Consider the following 2,123-nt stretch of genomic DNA (forward strand, 5'->3'; position numbering starts at 1 on the left):
TTTATTCGTATATGAATAAAATAAAAATAAAACTTGCAATTTTATTAAGAGTTGTTTTTATGCCGAGAAAACTTTTGGTGGGAAAAGCAACCCTGAATAAACTAAAAAGCCGATAGGCAGATACCGTGAGGTATCAATTTTGCCTATCGACAGCTTTTGGGTTTTTAGGGTTGCCGTTGGTTCACACCAAAAGGAAATTGGAATAAATTTTAAAAATTTTGTACAACACTGTGTGTTTTTTGTTTTTTTGAATAAATAATATTAATAATTAGCCATGTGATTTGAATTATAGCTGGTATTAGAAAAGCAGCTGCTAATACTGCTATGTTAATTAGTTTTAATTCAGTTGTTTGTATTGCACCAGCTGCGTCTATTTCTCTTGACCAGAGAAGTACTGATAAACCTAAGAAAACAATAATTTCTCCTATACTGATAATCCACCAAAGAATCCACGAAATTTTTATTGTAGAAACCCCCTTTATAAAGTGTTTTGTTGGTTAATATCTTAGCATTTTATTAAAGAAATTGAGATTTTGTAAGAGGGGTGATTTTCGGAGGTTTTGAACTTGTTCTTTCTTTATCTTGATACTATATAGAAACAACAAGTTTTTTTATTTTTATGTATAAATGGCTTTGTATCAGGGGTTTAAGGCTATTTTTTGGCCTTAAAATCTATGAAAGAAAAAATGCATGTTTAAATTTTCTTTGGGGTTTGAGGAGAAAAAAGGGGGCTACTACGACCCCCCTTTTAAGTGCCGAGTGCCAAAAAGCAGATTGTTACATGTTTATCCTTAGAGCGACAAGGAGTTTAAGGTTTTTTCACAAAGCTACATTTGGGCTACATTTTGGGCTACATTAGGCTACATTTGTATTTTTTTGGATAATGTTGTGTAGTTTGTTGCATTTATATGCTTAAAGTAGTACGCTTAAAAAATACAAATAAAGGTGGTAAAAAATGAGTCAAAAAAGTAAAAGATTAACAAATAACTTTAGCTCCTAATGTTTATGAAAATCTTGAGAAGAAAGCAGAAGAAAAAGGGCTAAGTAAGTCAGCATATATAACATTGGCACTTGTTGAACAAATGAAAGGGCAGAAAAATGCATAAAAAAAGAGCGACTCGGGCAAGTCACTCTTAATGCATTATCTGTAATATAGGTGATAAATATGACAAATAAAACAGATAAATCAAGATATTTTACATTTATTTTGTATCCTGAGAGTATACCAAAAGACTGGCAAATGCAACTAGAAATGATTGGTAATTCCAATGGCGATTAGTCCACTTCATGATAAGGATCTGAGTAGTGTTGAAGGGCAGAAATATAAAAAGGCTCACTATCATGTAATTTATGTAGCCAACAATCCAGTAACTGCACATAGTGTAAGAATTGCGTATTAAACGTGTATTAGGCGATGATAGTGTTGCTAAGGTTCAAATTGTGTCATCTAGCATGGAAAATATGTATTTGTATCTAACACATGAATCAAAAGACGCTATAGCTAAAAATAAGCATGTTTACGATAGAAAGGATATTAAAACAATAAGTAACTTTGATATAGACAGATATGTCGTTCTAGACGTTGAAGAAAAAGATGAGCTGTTAAATGCTGTATGCGATATGATAGACGAGCAGAGCTTAGCTAATATACGTGAATTAAGACGTTTTGCAGCGACAAGAGGACATGAGTATGGCTTACCTAGTATGAAAGTTCTTAATGGCGTTTTAAGAGCTCATACAGGGCTTTTAAGATTATACTTTGATGCAGTATACCAAGAAAGAAAATATGGGCGATATAATGTAAATTATGAAACAGGAGAAGTTTTTAAAAATGAATTAAAAAATAGCCTAGATCTAAATTTATAGGTCTAGGCTATTTTTGTATGTATTTATCAAATTTTAATTAGTCTACTCATAAAAATATTTGAAAAGTAACGTCGAACGCAGGTGAGAAAAAACTTTCCTACGAAGTAGAAAATAAAAGTTTTTTCACGAACGTCGTTTACGACGTGTAAGTGCGCCCTTACGGGTTTCTAACGAAAGTTTAACGTCGATTTTGAATTCTGTAAAGTGATATGCTCAAATGAAATTTATTCGTATATGAATAAAATAAAAATAAAACT

4 protein-coding genes are annotated in these 2,123 nt (G+C 31.7%); 3 read left to right on the forward strand and 1 reads right to left on the reverse strand.

What is annotated here, in order from left to right; translation table 11 throughout:
- Nucleotides 1-209 precede the first annotated feature (209 nt).
- Nucleotides 210-464 carry a DUF3923 family protein gene (locus HMPREF3031_RS12915; protein ID WP_083317878.1) on the reverse strand — a complete coding sequence of 85 codons (255 nt, stop codon included), beginning with the start codon at nucleotides 462-464 and terminating at the stop codon, nucleotides 210-212.
- Nucleotides 465-1,165: 701 nt separating this feature from the next.
- Between HMPREF3031_RS12915 and HMPREF3031_RS13620 the strand changes: the two genes are divergently transcribed.
- Genes HMPREF3031_RS13620 through HMPREF3031_RS00005 form a run of 3 tightly spaced genes read left to right on the forward strand, consistent with a single transcriptional unit; the run spans nucleotide 1,166 to nucleotide 1,866 of the window.
- Nucleotides 1,166-1,279, forward strand: coding sequence for a replication protein (locus HMPREF3031_RS13620; protein ID WP_257243415.1), 114 nt, complete (start codon nucleotides 1,166-1,168; stop codon nucleotides 1,277-1,279).
- A complete protein-coding gene (locus HMPREF3031_RS13625) occupies nucleotides 1,269-1,400 on the forward strand; it encodes a replication protein (RefSeq protein WP_257243416.1) in 132 nt (43 codons plus the stop codon). Before HMPREF3031_RS13620 ends, HMPREF3031_RS13625 begins: the two co-directional genes overlap by 11 nt.
- A complete protein-coding gene (locus HMPREF3031_RS00005; protein WP_257243417.1) occupies nucleotides 1,390-1,866 on the forward strand; it encodes a replication protein in 477 nt (158 codons plus the stop codon). Before HMPREF3031_RS13625 ends, HMPREF3031_RS00005 begins: the two co-directional genes overlap by 11 nt.
- Nucleotides 1,867-2,123 lie beyond the last annotated feature (257 nt).

Origin of the sequence: Staphylococcus sp. HMSC072B07 (assembly GCF_001815505.1) — a bacterium.
Taxonomy (GTDB): Bacteria; Bacillota; Bacilli; order Staphylococcales; family Staphylococcaceae; genus Staphylococcus; species Staphylococcus simulans.